This window comes from uncultured Intestinibacter sp. (assembly GCF_902468165.1).
Taxonomy (GTDB): domain Bacteria; phylum Bacillota; class Clostridia; order Peptostreptococcales; family Peptostreptococcaceae; genus Intestinibacter.
Window position 1 is genome coordinate 1 of record NZ_CABQXJ010000019.1, and the last position, 22549, is coordinate 22549.

The 22549-nt window shown below is 28.4% G+C and carries 19 protein-coding genes; all 19 read right to left on the reverse strand.

Annotated elements, in window-relative coordinates; translation table 11 throughout:
- Window positions 1-186: 186 nt before the first annotated feature.
- Complete coding sequence (locus RDX53_RS05210) at window positions 187-633, reverse strand: YopX family protein (RefSeq protein ID WP_307993782.1); 447 nt, start codon at window positions 631-633, stop codon at window positions 187-189.
- A gap of 528 nt (window positions 634-1161) precedes the next feature.
- Window positions 1162-2037, reverse strand: a complete 876-nt coding sequence (locus tag RDX53_RS05215; protein WP_307993783.1) for an N-acetylmuramoyl-L-alanine amidase — start codon at window positions 2035-2037, stop codon at window positions 1162-1164.
- Window positions 2030-2299: a phage holin family protein gene (locus tag RDX53_RS05220; RefSeq protein WP_295572889.1), complete on the reverse strand. Its 270-nt coding sequence runs from the start codon at window positions 2297-2299 to the stop codon at window positions 2030-2032. The genes RDX53_RS05215 and RDX53_RS05220 overlap by 8 nt, the downstream gene beginning before the upstream one ends.
- Window positions 2300-2542 (reverse strand): hypothetical protein, encoded by a 243-nt coding sequence (locus tag RDX53_RS05225; protein ID WP_295572892.1) that lies wholly within the window; start codon window positions 2540-2542, stop codon window positions 2300-2302.
- 94 nt (window positions 2543-2636) lie between these two features.
- Complete coding sequence (locus tag RDX53_RS05230; protein WP_307993784.1) at window positions 2637-3950, reverse strand: ISL3 family transposase; 1314 nt, start codon at window positions 3948-3950, stop codon at window positions 2637-2639.
- A 26-nt stretch (window positions 3951-3976) separates the two neighbouring features.
- Window positions 3977-4198 carry a hypothetical protein gene (locus RDX53_RS05235; protein WP_307993785.1) on the reverse strand — a complete coding sequence of 74 codons (222 nt, stop codon included), beginning with the start codon at window positions 4196-4198 and terminating at the stop codon, window positions 3977-3979.
- 9 nt (window positions 4199-4207) lie between these two features.
- Window positions 4208-4723 carry a DUF2829 domain-containing protein gene (locus RDX53_RS05240; RefSeq protein WP_307993786.1) on the reverse strand — a complete coding sequence of 172 codons (516 nt, stop codon included), beginning with the start codon at window positions 4721-4723 and terminating at the stop codon, window positions 4208-4210.
- A gap of 253 nt (window positions 4724-4976) precedes the next feature.
- Entirely contained in the window at window positions 4977-6059 is a 1083-nt protein-coding gene (locus tag RDX53_RS05245) for an acyltransferase (protein WP_307993787.1), read from the reverse strand.
- A gap of 73 nt (window positions 6060-6132) precedes the next feature.
- A complete protein-coding gene (locus RDX53_RS05250) occupies window positions 6133-8739 on the reverse strand; it encodes an Ig-like domain-containing protein (RefSeq protein ID WP_307993788.1) in 2607 nt (868 codons plus the stop codon).
- 178 nt (window positions 8740-8917) lie between these two features.
- Window positions 8918-10978, reverse strand: coding sequence for an SH3 domain-containing protein (locus tag RDX53_RS05255; RefSeq protein WP_307993789.1), 2061 nt, complete (start codon window positions 10976-10978; stop codon window positions 8918-8920).
- A 2-nt stretch (window positions 10979-10980) separates the two neighbouring features.
- Window positions 10981-15459, reverse strand: a complete 4479-nt coding sequence (locus tag RDX53_RS05260) for a transglycosylase SLT domain-containing protein (protein ID WP_307993790.1) — start codon at window positions 15457-15459, stop codon at window positions 10981-10983.
- Window positions 15460-17568: an SH3 domain-containing protein gene (locus RDX53_RS05265; RefSeq protein WP_307993791.1), complete on the reverse strand. Its 2109-nt coding sequence runs from the start codon at window positions 17566-17568 to the stop codon at window positions 15460-15462.
- A 1-nt stretch (window position 17569) separates the two neighbouring features.
- Window positions 17570-19990, reverse strand: a complete 2421-nt coding sequence (locus RDX53_RS05270) for a hypothetical protein (protein ID WP_307993792.1) — start codon at window positions 19988-19990, stop codon at window positions 17570-17572.
- Window positions 19991-20211: 221 nt separating this feature from the next.
- A complete protein-coding gene (locus RDX53_RS05275) occupies window positions 20212-20541 on the reverse strand; it encodes a hypothetical protein (protein WP_295575955.1) in 330 nt (109 codons plus the stop codon).
- A 9-nt stretch (window positions 20542-20550) separates the two neighbouring features.
- On the reverse strand, window positions 20551-21150 hold the full coding sequence (locus tag RDX53_RS05280; protein WP_307993793.1) for a hypothetical protein: 600 nt from the start codon (window positions 21148-21150) through the stop codon (window positions 20551-20553).
- Complete coding sequence (locus tag RDX53_RS05285; protein WP_295575950.1) at window positions 21150-21554, reverse strand: hypothetical protein; 405 nt, start codon at window positions 21552-21554, stop codon at window positions 21150-21152. The genes RDX53_RS05280 and RDX53_RS05285 overlap by 1 nt, the downstream gene beginning before the upstream one ends.
- Complete coding sequence (locus RDX53_RS05290; RefSeq protein WP_307993794.1) at window positions 21547-21927, reverse strand: hypothetical protein; 381 nt, start codon at window positions 21925-21927, stop codon at window positions 21547-21549. The genes RDX53_RS05285 and RDX53_RS05290 overlap by 8 nt, the downstream gene beginning before the upstream one ends.
- Window positions 21920-22264 (reverse strand): phage head closure protein, encoded by a 345-nt coding sequence (locus tag RDX53_RS05295; protein ID WP_307993795.1) that lies wholly within the window; start codon window positions 22262-22264, stop codon window positions 21920-21922. The genes RDX53_RS05290 and RDX53_RS05295 overlap by 8 nt, the downstream gene beginning before the upstream one ends.
- On the reverse strand, window positions 22248-22538 hold the full coding sequence (locus tag RDX53_RS05300) for a phage head-tail connector protein (protein WP_307993796.1): 291 nt from the start codon (window positions 22536-22538) through the stop codon (window positions 22248-22250). The genes RDX53_RS05295 and RDX53_RS05300 overlap by 17 nt, the downstream gene beginning before the upstream one ends.
- Between the last annotated feature and the right edge of the window lie 11 nt (window positions 22539-22549).

Consider the following 22549-nt stretch of genomic DNA (forward strand, 5'->3'; position numbering starts at 1 on the left):
ATAATTTAAATATAAATTTATTTTACATATGTATTCTTATACCTTCTTTTAGATTTTATATTTTGGGTATATAACTTTAATTGTGGAAAAGAAAAGAGAGTGAATTAAAATTTATCACTCTCTAATACCTCTAGTAATTGTGTCTAAAACTTCAAATTCTGGTAAATTTAGTATATTCATTTTATCTTATCCTCTATTGTCTAATGTACTTTCTTTTCCTATGACCCTGCAACTTTCAAAATTATATTTAAGAATAAATTCTTCATCTATCATGTCACATATTAAAAATCTATTATTAACATACCTTACTATACCAGTTATTTTTCTTTTTTTACTATATCCTCTCCCCGTATTTACATCTTCATCGTAAGCAACTATATCTCCTTCAAATATTCTTATTTGATATATATCTCTAACTCCTGTGTATTGTCCTATTGTCTTTTCATCTACTCTATATATATTAGCAAATACTCTATCGCAATCATCACAATATCCAATAAAAGAATCTTTAACTTTTTCTACTATAAAACTGGCATCTTCATTTTGTATTAAATTCCCATAAACCCAATCACCTGTATTTTTATTTCTGTCCCATGTATTTATAATTTTGCCTCTAAATTCAGTTTTTCTCATATAATTACCTCCTGGTTTCAACATAAATATCAGTAGTATAAATATACCTAATTATACCATGGTTAAAGTTATATAGTCCACAGTTAAAGTTATTTTAAGTAATAAATTTTATATTCACTTGTCAAAGTACGTTTTCTTATTAATCCACAGTTATAGTTTCATACCCTATATTTTAAATTAATGTATTTAAAGTAAATTTTCTTAATCTATTTTAATTTTACAATATGTATGGACAAGCTATTTATATAAAAAAACTAGGGAGTAAAATTAATCCCTAGCCTTTTTATCTCCTTCTGATATATATTCCATGATATCCCCTGGTTGACAAGTTAATTATCAATATAAAGCATCAAAATTATAATAGGCTAAGGTATAAAACCTTAGCCTACTAATAATAATGGTACTATAGCTGTTGCTAATAATGCTCCTAATATAAAATATCCTAATCTAAGTAACATGCGTATACCTCTTTTTTAGAAGTATAAACTTATATTAGTATATTTATACATATTAGCTCATATCGGCTCATTATTTCTTGAATGTTTCTACATATTTAGGAGATGCTGTTATATATACTCCTGATTTTAATCTATACATATTAGTATCAGAACGTTTTACTTCTTCTATAACTGTATAAACTTCACCAGCAGTTACAATACCTATTGTGCTTTCTTTTGTAAAGTCTGGGCGACTATGCATATTTATATCTTCTTTTATCTTAACATATAGTGTTTTATTTTCTTCTTTAATATTTGGCAAAATATATTTTATACCAAAATACTCACAAATTGCTTTACAAACTGCTTCTGCACATTTCTCTTGATGTGATGGATTTAACATAAGTTTTGCTTCTTTTTCATAATCCATAAATCCATATTCAATCAATATTGCAGGCATATTTGTTTGTCTTAAAATAGCTAATGTAAATCCGCTCATATCGACATCTCTCATCAAACCGTAGTTGTATTCATAGTCGATATCTGCTGCTAAATGTTTTACTGCTAATTTACCTAATGTTATTGACTTAGAAGAACAATTTTTAGTACGTAAAACAAGTAATCCTTTAACTTTTGTTTGCCAAACAGTTGCTGTTCCAGCTGCATTATAGTGGTTAGAAATTAATATATCTGCACCTGCTTTATTTGCTCTATATGATCTAGTTGCTAGAGGTACATCTGTTTTTCCTGTCATATCAGCAGTATACATATAGCCAATTCTACATCTAGTTAATGCTTTTGCTAAATACTCAGATATAGCTCTATTCCATTCATTTTCTTTAATTATTTCACCTTTTTTTCTAACTAAGACTCCATTAACATACAGATCTGAAGACAATTTTACAGAACGCTTACCTGGTGTACACATTCCATGTCCTGCATCGATTGCTACTAAATATTTACTCATTTTTTTCACCCCTTATTAAATTTTTAAAAGTTTGATGTAATCCAGTTGATGCAAGTCCTGATAACATACCGCCTAAAATTATTTCTGGACTTATATCTCCTGCTACCCAAATATTTAGAACACATCCAAGTATAGTCATTATACATGGTATATATTTATTATTTATAAAATCGAAACTTGTTTTAATTACATAGCCTATACATACACAAATTCCTACAACTAACAATACTATATAATCACCCAATATATTTAAGTCTAACATTTATTTTCCTCCTTCTGATAGTTCTGTTATCCTATGATGCGCTGATTTTGCTGAATCTTCTACTTTTGCCATTCTTTCTACTAAATTGTTATGCTTATCGACTCTATTTGATAGAGTATTTATTTCTTCTTTTATGCTCTTAATTTGTTCCTGCATAACTGCAGTTGTTTTACTATTCGCAAAGTAAGATCCTACTAATGTTCCAATAAATGCAATCGCCGCAACTATTACTTCTGTATCCATATTCTTCTCCTTTCTATATAAAAAGACTGTATTTCTACAGTCCTTTAAAAGTTTGGGTATATAACTTTAATTGTGGAAAATAAAAGAGAGTGAATTAAAATTTATCACTCTCTAATACCTCTAGTAGTTGTGGAATATCTACTCCAAACCCTTCTGTTAATTTTGTACTTCCTACGAAATCATTCCAATTAAATGCCGTAGTAAATGTATATGTTTTGTTACTTGTATTTGCTCTTGTATATTTAGGTTTTCTAGTAGCACTTGTACCAAATAGCACCTTTGCTCTAAGTATCTCAAAAGAGTAACCTCTACCAGCTTTCTCGATGTTCTTAATCAAGTTATTTAAACTCTCTGTATAAGCATTTGTGATTCTACATGTAAAGTAGTTAAATATCTCATACTGCCAGTTATCAACTGTTTTGATTACATCTTGATAGTATTTCATATCCTTTGGAACAGCCTTCTTCCAGTCCTCATAAGCCTTTAAAGCATCTTCTCGATTATCATGTTTATAGATATCTCTGAATTGTTCCTTCAATTCATAAGCTAACTTTAACTGTGGAAAATCTAGAAACATTAGCTGCATATCCCAAATCTGTTTAGGTTCTAAATCTTCCTTATTCCTTAATAGCAAGAATCTATCTTTTAACAACTTAGACCTTTGCTTTCTGTCTAGAGAGCCTTTAAATGACTTTCTCTCACCTTCTAAAGCATTGTTAACTAATTGTATTACATGGAATCTATCAACTATTACCTGAGCTTTTGGCAACTCCTCATAGACTGCCTCTTTGTAGTATCTCCACATATCTATGGTTACTACTTCTATATTCTCCTTGTTAGGCAATTTGCTTAAAAAATCCTTTACATCGGATTTCTTACGGCTTGGCTGGATATCCAATACCTTACGTCCAATTATATCGGTGTAAACGGCTCTCATGCTTTTATTTAGATGTGCTTCGTCTATCCCTAGTATAACTGGAGTAAGGAAGGTCATATCCTTTTCTAGCCTTTCTATGTAAGCATTAAATATTCTCTTTACTGTAGTAGGAGAAACACTATATTCTTCTGCTATATTGGCGAATGGCTTTTTAAGGGATTCTTTTTCTATTTGCTCTCTTAAACGAATAGTGATTTTATCTCTATCGTCAATACTTTTGTAATGTTGACTAAATGTTGTATTGCAGTATCTGCATTTATATCTATGTGTATGTATTTCAATCCCTACACGTTTCCCAAAGCTGTTTAAATCCCTTACAAATCGTTTAGATTTGCCATGCTTATAATATTCAACTCCACCACACTCTGGGCAAGCTACAGGCTCTTTAACTGGTTTTACTATTACCGTCATATCGTGGTCATCTTGTATTGTGTCTAAAACTTCAAATTCTGGTAAATTTAGTATATTCATGTTGTCTTTTTCTCTTTCTGATAATTTTAACTATTTTTGATTAATGCTTTAAAAAATGCTTCATAATCTATTTCTAAGTCATTATAATATGCTTCCATAAATTCTTCGATTTGTTCGCCTATTACTTTCTTAGATTCTATTTCTTTCTTTTCATGCTCTTTTTTATATGCCTCTATTCTTCTTTTACGATTGTTTTCAAAAATCCAATCTATATTTTCTTCAAAATTACTTTTGACTAATTGCTCCATTTTTACCACCTATTCAGCAAACATCCAATCTTCTGCTAACATATCAGCTTGTGAAGCAAGCCAACCCATTTGAACTCCACTTGTACCAACAAATGCAATAGCTTTATTGCCTATACATTCGTGTTCACAGTTAACGATATCCCCTTTAGCTGATTTATAACTAATATTTGATGCTAATTCTATGTATTGAGATTTACCATTCCAACCTTGTCTACATACTTTTAATCCACGTTTTAGGTATTTTATAGCTTCACCAAAGTTAAAAGTAGGAGTACCACCTAATAAATTACAGTTTTCATTATCAGCAATTACCCATTCATCAGATAAAACATTACTTAGAGTATATTCAACTCTTTGTGTTTCTCTTATGTCTAATATAGGGCCTTGTCCTTTATCTGCATCTTTTGGTCTACAGTGCATCATAATAGTTTGCTTAGTGTCATCCCAACACCAATAACCACCCCATGAAGGTAGTTTGACTTTGTTCCCTTTTTTCATTTCTTCTAATGCTTGTTTAAAATTCATAATAACCTCCTTCTTATAAATATACCTCATTATACCATAGTTAAAGTTATATAATCCACAGTTAAAGTTATTTTAAGTAATAAATTTTATATTCACTTGTCAAAGTACGTTTTCTTATTAATCCACAGTTATAGTTTCATACCCCTAATTTTTAAATGGTGTACCTTTATACTCCACCATATCGCAAAACTAAGTACGCAATATTTTTAAATTGTGTGCTAACTTGAGTATTAAAAAAAGACTAGAAATTAATCTAGTCTAACTTTCTTATTTTTATTGTATGTGAATGAATAAATCCAGCTAAAATTAATGTAACTATCAAAGTTAAAATCACTTTATATTTATTCATTCCTAAAATTCCAAGAAATATATCACAATAATTCATTATAACAGTATGCATTATGTATATTTCAAAACTTATATTCCCTATGTAAATCAATACCCTATTGGATAATAAACGTGATATTGTTCCTTTTTCTATAGAAAAAATTGCTATTATAGCAAGTGAAATTATAAAAGCAATTAGACTTTTATAATTATATGGCATATCATAGATATTAGTATATACACACAAATATCTTTGAGTTAGAAATATAACTATTATGGTGAATTCCAATAATGTAGCCTTTTTATATGTAATATATTTATCTATTTTCTCTTTTGAGTTTAAATAATAAACTCCTAATAACATACCACTAAGAAACTCTAAACTCCTAAATAACGGACAAATATAAGTCCAATATGAAAAATTGCTATTATCTTGCAATATAAATATAATTAATGTATGTGATATTAACAATAAAAGTAATATACCACCCAATTTAGTTTTATCAATCTGTTTTATTTTTTTTAACATTGGAAGTGATATAACATAAAAAAATAATGTTGCGGATAAATACCAAGATACACCATTTAGACTAAAATAGTATTCGGCACTTGGTATAAAAGATTGTATTAAAAAAATATTTAATACACATTTTACTATTAATGTAAAGATTTCATTATAATTTCTAGAGATTACTATAGATATTAAACTTAAAAATATACATCCCAATAACATTAATAAATGCAATGGATAAAATTTTTTAATCTTTCTATAAACAAAGTTTACTATATTTCTAAATGAACATTCTATATTTTTACTATAATTATTTATGGATATTAAAAATCCAGATAATATAATAAAAAATGAAATTGTTTCATTTCCCCCAGCTAGTAATTTAAATTTATCAGGACATACATGTAAAATAAAAATCATAATAATCATAATTGCTCTCCATGACTGTAATGATTTTATATACCCTTTACTTCTTAAATTAACACTTTCTTTAATCATAAATATTTACCCCCTTTGTATTGAGTATAATATATATCATGCTCAATACAAAGAATTATTTTTTTATTTTATATTATTCACCTGATGTCATAGCAATTAATTCTTCATCCGAAAATTCACAGTTATGATAACACGCAAAGTAACTATGTTTACCTCGTGTTATAAAATAAGATAATGCAGTTGTAATATAATTTATTTTCCCATCAGATACTACTTTTTTACCATCTATGAATACACTTGCCTTAGAAGCATCATGATATATAGCAATATCATGAGTTGTTGTTTTATCTGTATCTAACGGGAAAGTGTATACATTTGCTGAACCATACTTAATACACGCATCATTCTGCGAGCTTGTTACAGAAGGCATTATATTTGAATTATCTCCGTTTAATGTTAAACTAAACGTATTGTTAAAAGTATTTACCCCTTTTAATAACATTAAATGTGAATATGACTGTAAATCTTTTGCATCTGATAAAGTTTTACTTTGTCCATTGTAATAACTTATGCCTTTTTCTCCTGTATCACTATTTATTACAGAAGTTCCATAAGTAAGATTTAAATTTAAAAACTCTCCATCACTTCCTGTATTTTCTATTACACCAGTAGTAGAAAATCCCTCTGCATTTTCAGACATACCAATTTTATTATTCGCTTCTGTAAAATCATACTCCACATAAGGTTGCCTTTTATCGGCTTCTACTGATACATTTAATATTTCGGATTCTTCTCCGCAACTTAACAATACCCTTGTATTCCCTTCACTTATGCCTGTTATTTTCGTATTGCTTACAGTAGCTATATTTGCATCAACGGATATGATATTTACTTGATTTGTTGAAAATTTTGGATATACATAATAAGAAAAATCTATTGTTTTCCCTGATTTTACAATTAAATTGTTTTTAGCTAATTTAATTTTAGTACAAGGTATATTAGTATTTGTATTATTAACAGTTAAAATATATATTGCACTAACATTACCACAAGTAGCTTTTATAGTTGTAGTTCCCTCAGTTAATGTTTTTACATAACCCTCACATACCATTGCAACATTTGGATTACTGGATTCCCATTTACAAGCCTTATTACTTGTGTTAGAAGGCGTAAAGATTTTATCTAAGAAAAATTCTACCCCAGTTGGAAATACTAACTCTGTTCCTTTTTCCCACATCTGAGGGTATATTTCTAAATTTGTACATTCAACATTTGCATCTTGATATATTTTAAAATTTTTAATTGCAAAATCATAAACGTTAGATGTGTTAGAATTATCAGCACAAGAACCATCTATATAAAATGCTTGAGGTTTTAAAAATGGTTTATAGTCACATAAATAATTATTGTTAACTATACAACCTGAAAAATCGCCTTCTTGTTTTAATTCATCATCTATATATATTTTTACATATCCATTTTGCAAACTAAATTTAAATTTATGCCACTCATTAAGTGTAAATATTGTGTTTTCATTAAAATTTTTACTTACTTCATGGGTGTCAGGATATCCGCTACCAGTTCCAGAACCATAATGTACAGTAGGAGTATAAAAATAATTTGGATTATTAGAATAACCACCCGCTTGTTCAAACGCATCTATTTCTCCACCAGCAGGCCATTTTACTCCGTCTGAATATACTCCGTTAGTCCAATGTGTACCAGTTCCATATGTTATAACATTATTCCAACTTCCTGCTTTTCCATCAAATTTCGCCTCAAATTCGCAAGTAAAATTATCAGATTCAAATAATCCACCTGTACACATCATTTGTTTTTTCCATCTTAAATTTTCACTGTCATATACAGATGTTAAATGTGCAACATTGTCAATGCATTGTATGTTTGATAATGCATCATATATAGCGCTTCCATAAATTCTATTTTCCCATGAATAAAATTGATTTGCTAAAGGAGTATCACCACTAAAATCAGCTGTAAAAACTGATACTAAATTGCTTACCACTTCTTGCATTTTTTTTATATCTATTCCATTACCCAATAAAGTACCTTTCCCATCACTTAAATATAACAAACCATCATTACCTACTGCTAAAGAATAGTTCGCAATATCTTTAAATTGCGAATCAAGAGTTTTTATATTCGATGAGTTAGTTTCTAAAGCTTCCTCCCATTTATTAAATAATTCTGCAGATATTAACTCCCCATTAACATGAACTTTTCTAATATAATTTCCCTCTTCATCAAAAGCATCTACAATTTCACCAGATTCTAACGTACTCAAACCTAGTACAGCAGTACCAGTTTCACTTGCATCTGTTACAAGTGGTTCACATACATGGATTTGCTTACTAACTATAGGTAAAGAGATCATACTAGATTTATCGGCATCTAATAATGATATTTGGAAATCATAATCTCCTACCTCAATAGGTTCATCAATTAAATCATCTGTAATAGTCAATATTGCTTTTCCATTATCTGTTGGTTGTATAGCAAATGTATATTTTACTTCCGCATTTTTATACAATCTCATTTGGAAATAGCTAGCATTTGTAAGGTTAATAATATTGTTTAAATCTGACTTGTTGAATTTATATTTGTTGTTAACTATAGTGAAATATAATTCTATATTTTTATCTAGTCTAAACAGATAAATATCCTCATCTAATTTAGCATTATTTCCATTTATAGTTAAAATACTTTGTTTGTAAATCATTACCCATCTCTCCTTTACATAATTAATCCCTACTTTATCATACTAAGAATTATATAATAATTTACAGATTTAAATTATCTGCCTCCTTTTCCACCTTTCTTTTTACCTTTCTTACATCCCATTATTATCACCTCCGTATACCTTAATTTACTTAATTATACGAATATATATTTATAAATTAACCTTGTATTGTAGCTGTTATTGTGCAATTTCCATCAAATACTGCATAATGACTAGAATCATACGGTCCTTGAACACCGAATCCTTTACATGTTCCAGCACTAATAGCATTTAATACGGCCGCATCGGTTATTTCAATTGTTTTAGTAGTGTTGATAGGAGTAGTTATTGATGTATTCCATCCATCTATATACGAAGGCATTCCACTTGGTATAGCTTCATAATTATGCATTTTCAATGTTGCTGTTACATTGCCATATATACCGCCTTGAATACGATTTACAGTTACACTTAATTTAGTTATTGTCTTTCCTTTAAGTTGTGTAAATTTATTGCCAAATACCCATAAACCGTTACAATTACCCCAACCATAATTACCTTGCCTTGAGGTATTATCCTGCTTATAATTATAATAAGTTGTACTTCTATAAGTATCTGCACCTGTACTAGTTATAGTTATTGTAGATGTAGCAGTTGTAGTATTGTTATTTGTTCCAACATCACTAGTTGTATCTTGTACAGCTCCGCTTGATGAATAAATTATTTGAGATGAATTATCTTTACTAATAGTACCATTTATAGTAGTACCATCTTGTATATAAATAGTACCACTACAATTAGCATTTTGTGCAATTCCGTTAACCTTACCTGTAGTATTTGATTCGAAAACACGACCTCCACGTTCTGCAGCAACTCCATTCTCACTTCCACATATTTTTATACCTTCTAAATCTACATAAGAACCTCTTATTCCTCCTACTGCATAATTAGCAGTGTTACCAGTTTTACCATATACCTCTAAATCAAATAATGCTACATAAGGGCAATTACAAAACACTGCAGCATAATTTTTACCATCTTGTGTTAATAATTCACTTGGTTGTATAGCAGTAGAATTACCTGATGTTTCATATACTTCCTCTTTTACCATATAACTTGTATTAGTAGACATCCATCCACTTTTGCCGTTATATGTTGTATATCCCCATCCATTTGAGTTAAAGTTTGTAAGTAATAATGTTGCTCCAGTTGGAACAGTTTGAACTATATTGTAAGAAGTATCTCCGCCTTCTCTCATGTTTACATTTCCTGTTGTTTTATAATTGCTTACAAGTGTTTGCGATGTTGTTCCTGTGCCTTGTAGTAATATTTCAGAACTACAATTATGACCAAATACATATCCGAAATTATTTGCCTTAAATAATATATATAAAGTACCTCCATTAAATCCTTTGATTGTTATATTCTCATAGGTGATAGAATTTACGGTTATATTTACGGTATATCCATTTAGATTTTTAGGAATATTATTAATACAATTTTGTAATGAAGTAAATTTTGCATTGTTGGCAAATATATTAGTGGCATCTGTAGCAGAAGGGTCAACAGTCACATTCATATCAGATGCTATACTTCCAGGTAAGTTAGCACAATTTAACTGTCTCACAGTAATTGAATCAGCAGTTAGATTTCTAGAAACATTTAAGCCATCAACTTCTAAATCTGTAAATTTACCGTTTACAGCTTCTATACTTCCATCTTCTAATATTTTAAAATATCCATTAGCTGTAACCAATCCTTCTAGATTAATATTTTTAGCTTTTAAAAGTATATCAGAGTTTGATAATAGTTCTATAAAATTAGGAGTTAATACTATACTAGACTCATCTTCCCCATCACTTGCTATCATTTTAAATTTATTAACTAACATAACAAGTGATGGAATAGCTTTCATATCTATTAAAATGTTATTATCATCATCTTTATATATAAAAGTCTTTCTTCCATTTTCCGTTAAAATATTTAATAAATCATCTACTGTTGCACCTATTTTATTATTTTTTAGTTCATCTATTTCTTGTCTTATTGTTTTATTTTTCTGCTCCTGTATAGAACTTGTTATTGTATTATATAGCTTATCATATTCAGTAAGTAAATCTACTAATTCATTGTCATCATCTTGTGTAATTTCACCAGCTTCTAATATTTTCTGTATTAAGTTTTGTAAAGATGCAGCAGTTTTATCATAGTTTTGTTTACTCTCTACTATATCACTCATATTTACTCCTTCCTAATTCTAGCTACAAATAATAATTTATCATCTGTGTTTTGTTTTATTTTTTTTATTACAATACAAGGTGTTTTATTTGTTACTTCTATACTAAGTGCATCTCCTTCTTCATCAAATCCATATACCATTGCAACGTGTGAAATTGACATATATCTTCCATTTTCTTGTCCGTCTCTATCCCAAAATAACAAATCACCAGCTTCTACATTACTCCAATTTGTAACATCAATTCCTCCCATTACCCATCCTTGTGTAACACAATATTGTGCTTGTTCTGCTGCTGTTCTTGGAAATGTAAATGCCCATGCATAATTAGGATCTTTCTTTAATTTACTTGTTGTTTTTCCATAAGGAGATTTATCATAAGATAATCCCATACATAATAATTTTACAAATGTAGAACCATCTATATTAAATAATCCATCTACTTTCCATTTACTTATATTAGCTTGTGGATTTGAATAATTAAGTGCTGTTGGAGCATTATATTTAAATTTTTCTTTATTGTCGTAATAAGTTTTTGCTAGTTTTACAATATCACTTTTACCTACGAAATCTGAAAAATCTTTGTAACTTCCTCCTTTTGCAATCCCTGATACTACTCCATAATATTTTTCTGTTACTTTATCATCTTTAGTAGAGGCCATAACTGTTATATTATATTCTGTATCGGCATTTGGGATTAATTGCCCTGCTTTACAATCAGTTCCTTCTAAATATAGTATTTTACTTTGTGTTACTTTAGTAGGTTCAGAATTTTTATTGGTATGAAATTTCAATTTACTCCAATAATTTTCTTTTACTGCACTTGGTAATAAAAATGTAATATTTTTAACCACATCATACTTATAAGTATTATTGTGATACATTACTATACTTACATTGTTAATTACATTCTCATATTGTTTATCTTCATCCTCTGGATTATCTTGCGGCTTAGTTTCTGGAGTATTTGGATTATATATGCCACCTATTGCTTTTTTAAGTATATGTTTTTTTACTATATTGTAATATCGTTGAGAATTTTCTTTACTGTCAAATCTATATCCTCCACTTGAATAATTACTATCTACCATACCATTAGAAGTAAGACCTTCATTTATATCTAAATAAATAATATTTTCTTCTGTATTAGCAAAATTTTGCATTTGTGCATTAAATAAATCTATATTATCATTTACAGTTTGATATTCTGTATAACTACTATTTACTTTAAGTTCACTTGCAATAAAAATAGGAGTATTTATATATGAAGATTTTAAAGCTAATATTAAATCTTTATATTCTTGTACTCCTTTATTAGTAAGATCATTTATTCCAAAATGAGTATAAATATATGGTACAGTAGAAGGATAATCTAAATAATCGTAACTATTATTTTTTTCAACAACTTTTATTAAAGTTTCATCATTATAATAGTCACTAGGTATAGCTCCTACAACTCCTTTTAAAGTAACTTCATTCATCTCTTCTACTATAGAATCTCCAATATCACTTTTACTTCCAGTATCTAATCCTTCAGAACCTGCACTTCCACCACTATTATTATTATTTGTTATTTTATCAGCTTCTACTAAATCATATGGACGTAAACAAAATCCATACTTATAAATATCTGAATAAACTGCCATATAACGAATTGCATTAGGCCAGTAAGCCCACTGTCTAGCATGGGCAACCATATGCGTTCCATTTTCTTTCCCGCAATAAATAAGTGTATGATGTGTAAAGCCTACTTTTATAGCTTCAGCTCTTGTAAAAGTAGTTGGACATTGTTTATTACACATCATTATTATGTCCCCTGGTAACATATTTTCAATTGTTTCTTTTGTTATTTTAAACATTACATATCCATCTTTTTTAGTTGTATTAGCTACTAATGTTCCATAATAGCAACTAGCCGAATAAGCACTTTCTAATCCTGCTTCTAAATATGCACATGAAACAAGCGATGAACAGTCATAACAAATAGGATTGCTTAGTCCATAGAATGTTCCAGGATGTTTTCTAGGTTTTCTAAAATTTACTGTTCTATATGTTTGGTCGTATGTTGCTAACTTGTCAGTATGTTGCTTACATATAGCTTTTGCTGTATCTACAATTATTTCTCTTATCTCACTACCACTTTTTTTTTGTGATACAGTAGATACATTGCTTGTTATATTAGTTGTTGTTACTATATTATTTTTAACTTCTGTTTTTATCTTGCCTACTCCATATCCCATTTTGTTTCCACTTGAATCAATATAATATGGTAATTGTCCATTTTCTGATTTATACCATTGTAAATATAATTCTATGTTTGTGGGTGTACCTGCTCCCCATGTATTTTTATATTGTTGTCTATAACTTCCCCAATTACATCTTCCACTTTCTAGTTCTTCATAATATTTTGCTTTAACTTGATTACTTTGTGCTGATAAACTTCTTTTATTAACAAATGTATAATTATATTTTTCAGCTACATATTTACATATACACCAATATACTCCTCCTGGTCCAAAGTTATATCCTACCAAAGTTGCAAATATATTTCCTCTAAACTGTTCTATATTTATTCTCATTTCATTACAGCCAAACATTATTTGATTGCTTATATTCTTATCTACACTAACTCCATTTAAAATAATATTTCCTGCTGCATATGGTTGCATAGTTGAATAAGATGGAGTAAAACTTTTTGTTGTCCCATCTAGAAATTTTATCGTTTGCTTTATACCAAAAAATACACTACGTTCACACATCATAGCTCCATATCCACTTCCAGAGCTTTTCCCATGTGCACTTGGATTTCCACCACTCTCTGCTATTATTACAGCTACTACTAAGTTTTTATCTAATCCAAATTTTTCTGCCCAATAAGGAACAATTATATTTAATTTGTATTTATTATTACTACTTAATATATTACTTACAGTTGTAGTATTTTGCTTTGTTCCTAAATTAAAAGTTTTATAATGTTGTACAGCTTCATAATATTCCTGATTTATTTGCGAACTTGGAGGTATTGTTCCATTAGGATCATCATCTGTAGATGCATCTCCTTCTTCACTAGTAATTGTTGCACATTTATATTTTCTAATATCCGCTATACGTTCATCACCAATCCAAAGCCCTCCATCCGTACTATTTATATATATTTTAGTATAGTCTTCACTATCTTCTGCTATTTCTGGTAATTGTGGTATTGCAGGATTAATTTCATTTATTAATTTATTGTATATTTCATCAATTTCTTTTTCTTCTATTCCTAATTTAGTTAAATATTCTTTTAAAGTAAGAATATCTGCTATAGTTAATTTGCCTATACCTATATCATTTATTTTCTTTATAGCTTCGTTTATAATACTGTCTCTATCTAAATTTTTTATATTACTTCTTACTTCCTTATAATTTGCAAATATAGCTTTATTATTTTCTCTGTTGTCAGATAATTGTAATTCTGTTATTCTAGCTTCTAATTGAATAGAAGGATAAAATTTATCATTTACAATATATACTGTATCGCCTATTTCAATATCGTCATATTCTTCTTCAGTAAGATATATAGGTATATCATATGTATATTTTTCTTTCTTTAATTCTTGTAATTTATAATAAGCATTCCAAATTAATTCAGAGGGATTACTATCATTAGTTTCATAAGGTTTTAAAATATATTTTCCTTCATTACTAAACATATCATGTGCTTCTGGATCAACTATAAAATCTTGTCCTAAAGGTTTATCTAAAGGAAATCCATTTGCTTTATACCATTCAATTTCTTTTATTCCAATTCCATTTGAGCCTACAGGAATTAATCCTGAACAAAATTCTATAGCATCTCCATCTCTACTACTTCCATATGTATTAAAATCATAATCAAATCTTTTATAAGTTTTTCTTCCACGTTCTCCATCTGCATATATATTTATTATCTTTCTATATTTTCCATTTATGCTATTAATTAATTCAAAATCAAATTCTATTTCTATGTTTTTAAATATAGGTATACATTGTTGTATAGCACTATAAATTGGAGTAGGTTTTTCTATCTCTATAGTTCCTATAACGTCATCTAATTTAGGACTTATATATCCTATTTCATAAGATGTATCTTGTAATATGGTCTCTAATACTTTTCTTATATTACCTTCTATTATGCTTTCTCTAACCGAATCCTCATATAATTCTAATCCTATAAACTCCGATTTTACTGTTCTTACTGTAGAATTTATAATTTCATCATCGCTATATTCTTTTATTTGAAACATCTTTATTTTATCTTTTCTTTTGAAAAGTACATAGTTCATATTTTTAATATACTTTTCAATATCATTATTTAATATAACTGAAAAATTAAATATTTCTGCTCCTGTTTCTAAATATGAAGTATATGTATAGTCATAAAATACTTTTTCTCCTGTTTGATTAGATAGTATGCATACAATTTTTTTATTTCTATCGAGAATATATAATTCCGTAATCATTTATATACCTCCTATCCATTTTTCTCTTATAACTGCACTTGCTACTGTATCTTTATCATTGCTTATTACTTTTATTTTTTCTTCACCATTTTTACACATAAAAAATCGACTACCAATATCAACTAAATTATCGCAACTTTGATGATTTAAATAAGCGCAATGATTTTCTAAGTCAACATCTAGTATGTCACCTTCTTTAAAATAAGTTATATCATTTTCATCTTCATCTGATATAGGATTAATACTATCTACTTTAAGCCATTTCATAGACATATCGCTACATTTTTCCATAGAATCTGCCATTGTACCTATATATAGGCATATATATCCTAAACCTTCATCTGGAAAAGAATTTGATTTTATACTGTTAACTGATTTTGTTTTTATAATATTTCCGTCATTTATCTTTATTACCTCAGCACTCCAAACAAATTCATTATTTATTTTTTCTCTTTTTATAGATAATTTCCCGAAGAAATCATTCCAATCGCCCCATGCTCCAGATAGGTAATTACTTATAGAAATAGATGTTTTACCATCATTTTCTGTTACTTTATATTCCTTTTTAGGTTCTGGTAATGTTTTATCATCTTCAAGTATACATTTTTCACCCACATATACTTTAGGTGATGTATACTCAAAGTATTCACTTTGGTCTGATAATTCTAATTTACCTATTTTTACTCCATTTGTTGAAAATAAATATAATTCTATAGTTCCTGTTTTGTCATCAGCTGTAACTTCTGTTTCTTTTTCATCATATGAAAATGTAACGTTTCCTGCTTCAACTAAATTAGCTTTACATACATAACCCATTATTCCATCAAATTCTTTGTCTAACTTATAGTAATATCTAGTTATACCTTGACTATCTACATCAGTATATTCTTTGCTTGTAATCACTCTTAAAACTTTTCCGGTGCCTACTGTCTTAATTATTTGTGATGTCATAGAAGGTCCACTTCTTAAAGGTGTATTCATTTTAGTTACCATATTTTTAGTAGTAGTTGTTACTGTTGAATCTTCTACTACTAAAGTAAGATAATTAGCACTGCAATATCCTGTTTTCCCATTGTATGTAAAACTTACCCATCCGTTAGATTTTATTCCATTATATATTTTATATCCTTTTTGAAGTGCTCCTAACTTTTTATATTTAGTACTTGGTCCACTCCTAACATTTAAACTTGATACAGTAACTTTATAATAAGTTGTTTTATTTCCAGAGATAATAGTCTGCGTATCAGTATTTTTTACTGTAGGATCTCCATTTATCCCTGTACTTTTATGTGTAAAAAATGCTTCTACTTTAAATTCTTGTAATGTTTCTTCTAAGTTTATTCTATATAAAGCCCCTCTCCATTTTGTTGTTGTATTCCCTAGTGTTGATAATCTTATCCCTTCTCCTTCATCTGTAATAGCCATAGTTCCATCTATACTTCTATCTGGATTTATAGTTGCACTACTTTGTACCCAATTAGTCATTGTTTTACAATCCTCGTATAGTATTTCTGTAGTAGCAGCTTTTACAGGTATACCTAATATAGGGTATTTCCCAATTAATATTTTTTCACCAGTTGATTCTAATTCTAATTGACAAAAATATGTATCTTTACTAAATCCAATACTTATAAATGGTGGTACTGGTCTATTACCATTATTCGTTATGTTTATAATTCCATTTTCACTTTGAAACATTTTACTTTCTTTTGAAAAAAAATAAGGAACAGGACAATATAAATTTATAACTAATTCACATGAATATAATCCAAGTTTTTCAGGTGCATCAATTTGATCTTCTATCATTGCTAATATAAATTTTCCATTTCCTAATGAAAATTCTTTAAGCCCTTCTACATCAAAAATACTTCTTAATTCATTTATTTTTTGATTGTATTCAAATTCTGTATCACAATCTATCAATATTTCTATTTCTATTTTATAACTATTAGTTTTAAATCCGTTATATCTTTCTCCGTCAATACTTGCTATATCTAATTTTTCAATTTCTCTAGAAGATAAAAAAGGTATTTTTATATCTTGTATCTCACATACTTCAGATAAAAAAATACCATTATAAGTTACATCTTTATACTTATCAAAATACATTTTATATTCCTCTCAATCTATTTAGTTGATTTTTTCGGGCATTTATATCTTCTTCTACATGTTTTGAAGTTAATTGTCCTACTTTTTTAGCATCCATATTGACTTGTAAATTTAATTTTTCTAAAGCTGATATAAAACTATCTGTCATTTTGTCATAATTTATTTCCTTTGTATTATTTATTTCTTTTAATTTACTATCTAAATAACTGTAAAAATTATCTAACGGAAGAACTGCTTCATGCCCTTTTTCTCCACCAATTAATCCAGTATTGCCACTCATTCCAAATAATGTTGGATTTGTTAATATACCACCTTTAGCTAAATATTTCCAAGTAACACCTATATGAGGTACACTTGGTGGGTTTATGCTTAGCTTTCCTGTTATGCTAAAAGACGGAACTTTAATTTTAGGCAAACTCAAATGACAATTGCTAAAAAATCCTTTTATCTTATTTAATGCATTAGATACTATATTTTTTGCTCCATTCATAATATTACTTATAGTATTTTTTATGCTATTAAATTTATTGGAAACAATATTAGTAATGCCACTACATACAGTACTTATAACACTCTTTATGCCATTCCATACTTTTGTTATAACTCCCTTTGTTGCATTTATAATATTTGATATAGCAGTCTTATAAGCATTAAATTGCATAGTAATTATTGTTTTTATACCATTTAATACTGTTGTAAATACCGTCTTTATTCCATTCCAAATACTTGTTACAACTGTTTTTATAACATTTAAAGCCGTATTTATAATTGTTTTATAAAAATTAAAGTATGTTGTAATACATACTTTTACTACTTCTAACACCGTGCTGAAAACGGTTTTTATACCTTCCCAAATATTTACAATTACATTTTTTATACCTGTCCATATTTCCGTAGCTTTTGTTTTTATTCCATTCCATGCATTAGAAACTGTATTTGATATATTATTCCATATTTCCGTGGCTTTTACTTTTATAGTATCCCAATTTTTGTATAATGCTATCCCTATTGCTATTAATGCACCTATTACCCCTACTGCTATTAATATAGGCGGTGATATTGCAGCTATTGCTCCTGCAAATACATTTATTCCTGCACTAAATATACCTGTTATAACACCCCATGCTGAAGATATAGCTCCTGCAACTCCAATTAATACTACTATCCCAGTTGCAATGGCAGTAACAGCTACTATTGTTGTTTTAGCTTCTTGTGGTAATCCATTAAAAGCCTTTATTAGTCCATTTATTCCATTTGCAACTTGTTTTATAACTGGCTCAATAGCTTCTAAAGCACTTGCTTTTAAATTTGTAATTGCTGTATCTACTGGTTCTATTGCTTCACCTAATCTAGCTTGTGCATCTATTAACTCATAATTAGCTTCATTATTTTTTCTTAGAGACTCTGTATTTTTATCATATGTTTCTTTACTTTTCCCATATGCACCATTTAGTGTATCTGTAATTAATTGTGCTCTTTCTTTAGTTGAATTGCACTTTTCTAATCTTTTATTAAAGTCATCTTCTGAAATACCTGCCCAGTTTAATGCATCCGCTAAACTCCCAGTGACTTTTCCAACTTGTGCTGTTTCATTTACACTTTCTGTTAATCCTTCAATTGGTATAGAATCTCCATATGCAGTCCATACAGCTATACTAGCACTTAAAGTATTATTTAACTCCTTTTCTGTAAGTCCCATACCTTGTAAGTTACTTATTGTATTTACTGCAACTTGGTCATCTTGAAAGTATCCATAAAGTTCTTTCATTTTCTTATTAGTAAATTCAGTAGAATAACCATATTGAGATGTAGAACCATCTAACTTAGCTATATTCATTCTAAATTCTTTTGTTTCTTCATTTAGTTCTAAAAGTTTCGATGATAATTCCCCAATCTTTGATACTGCACTAGTTAGTACATTTCCAGCAAATGTAGATATTGCTCCTTTTAATGTTGTAAATCCACCTTCTGAATTGCTCGCTGAATCTCCTAAATCATTTAATTCACGAGATAAACTTTCAACATCCTGTTCAGCATCATTAGCTGAATTTTCTAGATCTTCTAATCTTCTTGATGTCTGATTTAACTCATTTTGAATATTCTGTTGAGCTGTTCTAGCTCTTAATAAAGAATTCTCTAAATTTCTATATTCTGTTGAGTTTTCTCCGAGCAATCTTTTTGCTTCCTCTAATGACCTTTGTGTTAATTCTATCTTTTGTGTAGTTGCATCATATTGTCTCTGTAATATTTGTTGTCTTTGTGTTAGTAAACTTGCATCTTCTCCATTGCCTTTTAATTGTGCTGAATTTAATTTTAGTTCATTTTGCATTGTTTTTAATGAACTATTTACTCCTCTTATTCCATTAGTGAATTCTGATGTTACAGCTTTAAATTCTATTTTTGCTTGATTTTGTCTAGCCATATTCTACCTCCTTTCTAAATCTATTATTTTTATATAATTAATATAATTTTCATAAGCACATTTATTTTCGACTACCGACAATAAAAATGAATAATCGGCATTCCAAAATAAATCTTCAGATATACCTAAACAAAGGACGTAGTAAGCATAATAATCTTCTACGTCCTCTAAAACAAATTTAGGTATTTTAATTTTTGATCCTTTTATTTTTCCAGTATTCTTTATGAACGGCTTTCTAAATCCATCTTTTTTTTTGGTGTTATTAATTCTTGACATATATTATTTATTTCTACAAAATTTGGAGGAAGTGCTTCTGCAAATTGCTCAAAACTTAATATATTGTCTTTTAATACTTTGTCTTTTTCTAAGATACCACATAAATATGCAGTATATATAACTATAATTGTATCTTCAATTACATCTTTTGCCCCGTTTGCTAAAACTTTATTGTACTTTTCATATATAGGCTTATTTTCTTTTTTTAATTGTAATAATCTTCCGAAATTTAGTGTTAGGTTTATTTTTTCTCCATTTTCTAATACTATATTCATTTTATCCTCCTATACTGTACCCTCTGATTGTGATTGTGATGTTGTCTTTCTTAATAACTCAGGAGTAAATTCTGTCATCCATTTTCCTTTTGTTGTATCATCTAATTCTATTGCAGGTGCTTCATATTCACAATATCCATAATCATCTGGATAAAGTGAGAAAGTAACTTCTATTTCTTGTACTTCTTCTCCACCATTTTCTATTGTGTTAGATGGTCCAGTTTTAACTGCACATTTAGGATAAGCTTTATATTTTATATTTCCATCTTCATCCATAACTTCACCTACATATGTAAACTCTCTATGTCTGCTATTAGTACCATAACCATATACTCCATCTAATAAATTTTTATCATCCATTCCAAATATTTGTGTGTATAAATTATAGTTCATATGTAAGCTTATCTTAGATTCTCCTGTTCCAGCTCCTCTTGTAACTGTTTTTTTTACTACTCCTTCACACTTTTTCGTAACTGTTATACAATCAAGAGTTTCTTCTATTTTCCCCACGCATCCAACTTTTTTAAATCCTGTATCTGTGCCATTATTAATTTTAATTGCACTATTTTTTATCTCATACTCAGAAAATACGGTTATTAATTTAGTCATTACATTCCCTCCAATCCATTTTGTAATTTTTCTAATATTCCATTTACAACATTGTCATATTCTGCGTCTATACCTCTTTCCATAAAATCATTTGGTATTTTTCCCTTTGAAGTTCCTTCTGCATTTTGTGGAAAATATAAATAGTTAAACTTTGGTTTTGTATGAATCCATAATGTTAAGTTGTTTCTAATTTTTCCATCAAGTGGGTTGCTATTTTTGGCATGTCTTCTTTTATTTACACGTGATACCGGAATTAAGTTAGTTATAGATTGTATAAACTTTTCTTTTGCTTGTGTCCCTAAATAATCATTTATAACTCTTTCAGCATTGCCTTCAAAATTTGTTATTGCTTCATTTATTTTATTTATATCTTCATCCTTAATACTAAACTCAACACTAGCCATTTATATCACATCCTTTAAAAGTTTTTGTGAATTCTAGTGTTAATATTTCTACTACTAAATTTGTGTTATTTTTTTTAACGTAATTAAACTGCATTGGTTGATCTATAAGTTTTAAATTTGTATTTTCTTTTATTTTTTTTATGACCTTTTGTTCAAATCCTTCCTCTATATAATTTTCCATTATAATATGTACTTGATAGTCATAATTAAAATCTATTTTACTTTTCCCACTTCTATTAAATTGTTTTTTATTAAAAACGAAATAATTCCATTTATCATCTGATTTACAAAAAGTCTTTCCATACCATACTGGTAGCTTAAAACTTGCTAATGCTTCTTCTATTTTTCCAAGTGTTCCAACTAATTTACTCAATAGTCATCACCTCTTCTAAATAAAAATATAGTTCTCTATTTTTTCTATCTTCATCTATATAAACAATGTCATACAATGTATTTTCTATCACTACTTTATAATTATTTTTTAATCCACTATAAAACCTAGTCTTAACTTTTAAATTTAAAGTCCTAGAACTTGCCTCTGCAAATTCTAGGTCCTGCTGTCTTTTGCTACATTCTTCATATGCAAGTTTAACAATAAATTTAAGATTTTCTTTAGAGTTAGTATTTTCCTTAGCTCCAAAATTAACTTTTCTAGGTATCTCCTCATAAACTCTTATAAAGCCATCATTATATCTACTTACTTCGTTCATACTGAATTACCTCATATTTTTGTCTAATTTGCATTATTTCATTGAAATAATTATTATCAAATTCATTTGTGCATTGATTATAAGCATATAGACAATAGTCTAATAGTAGATTATGCTCTTGCCCTTCTTCTTCTGAATAATCTATTTCTGCTCCTAACTTCCAATTAAGTGTTGCTATTGCATCTTTAATTATTCGTTCTATTTTTCTATTTGTTTCTTCTTCATCCCATGTTATATTTAGATGATCTTTTACTTCTTGTAATAATTTATCCATGACTTCTCCTT